At 32.1% G+C, this 4361-nt stretch carries 4 protein-coding genes and 1 pseudogene; all 5 read right to left on the bottom strand.

Translation table 11 applies throughout. The features are described 5' to 3' along the window. Positions 1–461, bottom strand: a pseudogene (locus BW951_RS22095) (hypothetical protein); the annotation flags it as partial. A gap of 68 nt (positions 462–529) precedes the next feature. Further along, positions 530–1198 (bottom strand): hypothetical protein, encoded by a 669-nt coding sequence (locus BW951_RS22090; protein ID WP_076396837.1) that lies wholly within the window; start codon positions 1196–1198, stop codon positions 530–532. 2 nt (positions 1199–1200) lie between these two features. Further along, positions 1201–2256, bottom strand: coding sequence for an RHS repeat domain-containing protein (locus BW951_RS23205; RefSeq protein ID WP_338076397.1), 1056 nt, complete (start codon positions 2254–2256; stop codon positions 1201–1203). 121 nt (positions 2257–2377) lie between these two features. After that, positions 2378–2698, bottom strand: coding sequence for a hypothetical protein (locus BW951_RS22080; protein ID WP_076396835.1), 321 nt, complete (start codon positions 2696–2698; stop codon positions 2378–2380). A gap of 589 nt (positions 2699–3287) precedes the next feature. Then, positions 3288–4361 (bottom strand): RHS repeat-associated core domain-containing protein (locus BW951_RS22460; RefSeq protein WP_139326243.1); only part of this gene is annotated, 1074 nt, incomplete at its 5' end.

Here is a 4361-nt window from a genome sequence, read left to right as displayed (position 1 = left end):
CCTGCCAGTAATCTGTTCACTCCATCATAAACATAGCCGTATCTTCTCAGGTTGTCTCCTGTGGTTGTTCCTGTTCTCCAGTCTACTTCCGCAATATTGCCGTTGTATTTCGGTTTTACTTTCAGAGTAGAAAAGTCTGTATTGGGCGTTTCAAGCCCTTCCACTTCACTGTATTTTACTTTATACCCGAACAGTTTTCCGGTAAGGTTTGCCGGATTATTGATCTTGGTCATCCATCCGCGGATGTTGTAGGTGTAATCGATGCTTTGAAGATTATTTCCTACTTTCTTGTTCACAAGCTGTGACAGATCGTTGTAGGTGTTTTCTTCAAGCAGTTCCTGCGGATTATTATCCACCTGATAATAATGCTTTTTCAGCCTGTTTTGGGAATCGTATTCAAAAGTTTCTGTTTTAATGCAAGAAAAGCCTATAAGTAAGTTTTGCTTTATTATAAAACACAAAACCCACCGCTTTGCGGTGGGTTATTTATTGTTGCCCACGGATTACAAATCCGAGAGAGCGGGTACTGTCATTTTAATGTGTCCAATACATAAATGTCATTCCCTCCAATATCGCCATTTTCTAATTGGAACATTTCCCAAAAATTTCCTCGAATGGTTATGTCATTAATATTTAGATCTTTTGGTATAGGAAATTCACAATTGAAAATATTTGCATTTTTAATACACTTACACTGTAAGTGAGCTTGTTCAGTTCCTTTAGAATAAATATGATAATTTAACTTTCCTTCACAATTTAGTTTTTTTAATTGACTTGGCATATAAAATTTATAGCTTACAGAATTTGCATTTTTCTTTACAGAATAAAATTTACTCCCTAAAGTATCAATACTTTTATTCTCAAATAAAATATATTGATTTACAAATTCTTTATTATCTATCAATTTGTACTCCAATTTTGCAAGCAATTCCTTAGTTTTATTATCGGAAGCACTCCACCAATTAATTCTAATATTATTGTTAGTTATATAACCATTTATAGCATAATTTTTAAATATGCCCTTTACTTTATATAAAGAATCATTTACTTTATTCTTTTCAATATTTTTCAAATTTTTCAAATCAGTTGAGATTGAAAAATACTTTGTTGAATTTAAATCTTTATAATTTTTAGCTTCTTCGCTTTTTTTACAAGAAACAATAAATAGTAAGATAAATAATAAAATAAATTTATTCATAATTATTTTGAAGATTTTAATGAATCTGCCGTTTTGTAAAGCCTTTCTCTAGCTTTATCAGAAGTTTCTCCCTTTCTAGGAATTGTCTTATATGTGGTATCAATTGGAACTATGGAATTCTTTTTAAATGTGTAATCTTCAAGATAAATAGTATCATTATTATAAAAAATAGACTTATTTATACCTAAAGCTGATTCTGAATCAAGACCAAACTGGACTAAAGCATCTTGAAAACCTGTACTGCCACCACTAAGTTTTGTATTTCTGCCATAAAACATAAATATAGTTTCTAACATATCGTTGGCTTCAATTGTATCACCAGACCTAAGCTTATTTAGTGTTTCTTTATCAGGATCATTTATTCCTCCTGTAGAACTGAAAAAATTTTCATGACCAGACCAAGTTGCCCACGTCCCTCCAAAAAGCATCGGCATAGAATTAGAGAAAGCTACTAAAGCATTAGATGCACCCTCAGGCAAATAATCAGGTTTTCCACCTTCATTTAATCTTACATAGCCAGACTCTCCATCAGGTCCAATTTTTGCATTTGAAAGAACTGTTCCATTCTTAGCAAAACCGTCTACACCTCTCATTTTTTCAGCTTGTTCAACCGTAGTAACATTAGGATCATACTGCCACTTTCCATCTTTTCTAATCCAGTCTGATTCTGATCTTCCGTCAGGATCAATAAAACGTATTGGATTATTGACAGCATAGTTATAAGGTGTAAATCTTCTGTTTTTCTCCGCAAGTGGATCAACGACTCCCCATCTTCCGATGTCAGCCATATAAAACCTTGCTCCATAATCATATGCACCAGTCTCCTGAAGTTCCTTACCGTTGTACTTGTAATTCTTATACGAACTTGATCCAAAGAATGAATTTCCACTCTTCAAATGATTCATTCCAAATGGATAATAATCATTAGCATCCACAATTTCTAGAACTTCTGCGCTGTTTTTTCCAAAACTTACCCTTGTATTTCCCAAGTGATCTTTATACTGGTAAATATATTGATTATTTCTGCAAAATTTATTAACATAAAAAATAATACTCACTACTAAAATTTAAAGACTTCTTTAATAAAAATGTAGCTTTATTATAACACAAAACCCACCGCAATTGCGGTGGGTTCTTTATTATTGCTCACGGATTACAAATCCGCGAGATCAGGTTACCTTAGAAATAAAAATGTATGCTAGTTTCATACGATAAAGCTAGCTCAAACATTTCATTGATTTCATCCGAGCCATTAGCACTTTTTTTTAATTCATTTAATGAATTATGTATAGATTCTAAATTTGTAATATGCTCGTCTTCAAAATCATCAATATTGCTATTTGCTATTTTATTAATTAAAATAAAGACGCCATCATCCCATAATTTTTTGAATTCATCATTTGTTATATTTAATTCCACGATCTGATCCGGACTTACTGCATCGTAATCCAATGCAATTTCAGCTTCTTTACTCTTTGGAACAATAATTTTTTTTGACATATTTAATCTATATTATTAAAATGAGTTACTTGATTATATTCAGCTTGACTTCTTCCCATTTGCTTTCCGTTTACTGTTTTATTATTAGGCACGTTTCCTTCCAAATCCAAATAAGTTCTCCTTCCAGACAGATTCGTATCTTCTATTTATTTCCACAAAATTTATTAACATAAAAATAATGCTCACTGCAAAAATTTAAAGACTTCTTCAATAGAAACGTAGCCGCGCTATAAAAAACAAGAGGCAGTCTCATAATTCAATGATGTGGGTTGAGAATCGCTGTACAAAAACCATTCTCAGACACGAGGCCGAGAAAAAACATAAAAAAGGCTGTTTTCACTAGTTGTGATACAGCCTTCTTTTATTATTGCTCACTGATTACAAATCCCCGAGATCAGGATTGGCTTTTTCTTTTAATATAACGAATATAAAAATAAAGAACTACTGAAATCATAATCGTGGTTATTATTTTAAGATAAGTTTGAAGTGGAACTTTGTGACTACTTCCCAATATCATGAATAGATAAAAAACAAAAATCAAAAAAAGTGCAACACAAACAAACTGTAAAATACTCAATATTATTTTCATTTATCTATTTTTTATTATTCCTTGAAATCCTTGCTTTAATAAGGCTTGTACAAACTGATTAAATTGATTTTTAGACATACCTCGAAAATCTAAAGTTTCTCCTTTTTTAAAATCTATTTTCTCTCCTCTAATAACACTTACAACAATAAGAGCTGATTTAGTAAGGAGTGCAGCTTCTGTGGTTGATCCATACATATCATTTGTTAGTTTTTTGCCTGACGAAAAATTGTACCCTAAATGATCGTCTGTTTTTACACCTTTATGAGCTATAGCGTCTTGCAATGCATGTAAACCTTGACCTAGATTTCCAATTTTTGAATCATCTGACGAATTTGCATATGTGAATATATTATTCCAACCAAAACTTAAACCTCTTAACATTGCCTGATATTCAGTCATCCCGTTCTCAGCCTCTTCATTGCTCATCATTGAATGCCATTTGCTATTAGCTTCGTCTTGGGACTTTGCTGTTATGCTATAATCTATTCCTTTTCTATATTCTGTAACAATTCCAGTTTTATTATGGAGTATATTATCAGTATGCAAAACACCTGAGCTGGGATGATCTGCATATGTACTTGAATAATGAGCGATTAAATCGGCTCTACTTGCCGAGTATCCCAAATTTAGCATTTGCCTATAGGTTATGTCATAATGAACAGATACTGCATAATCTCCATTTTTATCAATAAATAAAATTGGATTATTTGAAGCATAACTATAAAGCGTATTAAATGGGAATTTCTCACTAAATCTATCCAAAACTCCAAATCGTCCGATATCCGCCATATAAAACCTTGCTCCATAATCATACATGCCCGTTTCTTGAAGCTCCTTCCCATTGTACTTGTAATTCTTATACGAACTTGATCCAAAGAATGAATTTCCACTCTTCAAATGATTCATTCCGAAAGGATAATAATCATTAGCATCCACAATTTCTAGAACTCCTGCGCTGTTTTTCCCAAAACTTACCCTTGTATTTCCCAAGTGATCTTTATACTGGTAAATATATTGATTTTTTATGTAATCGTAAAATCCTTCTGAAGTCGGCAAAAACTGCAGTTCAGAATT

The sequence above is a fragment of the Chryseobacterium gambrini genome (genome assembly GCF_900156825.1).
GTDB lineage: Bacteria > Bacteroidota > Bacteroidia > Flavobacteriales > Weeksellaceae > Chryseobacterium > Chryseobacterium gambrini.
Note: the sequence above shows the minus strand (reverse complement) of the source record. Positions and strands in the feature narration are given on the sequence as shown.

Excerpts from the sequence above, each read along its gene's own strand:
- BW951_RS22090 (WP_076396837.1), bottom strand. The coding sequence starts at position 1,198 with ATGAATAAATTTATTTTATTATTTATCTTACTATTTATTGTTTCTTGT.
- BW951_RS22080 (WP_076396835.1), bottom strand. The coding sequence starts at position 2,698 with ATGTCAAAAAAAATTATTGTTCCAAAGAGTAAAGAAGCTGAAATTGCA.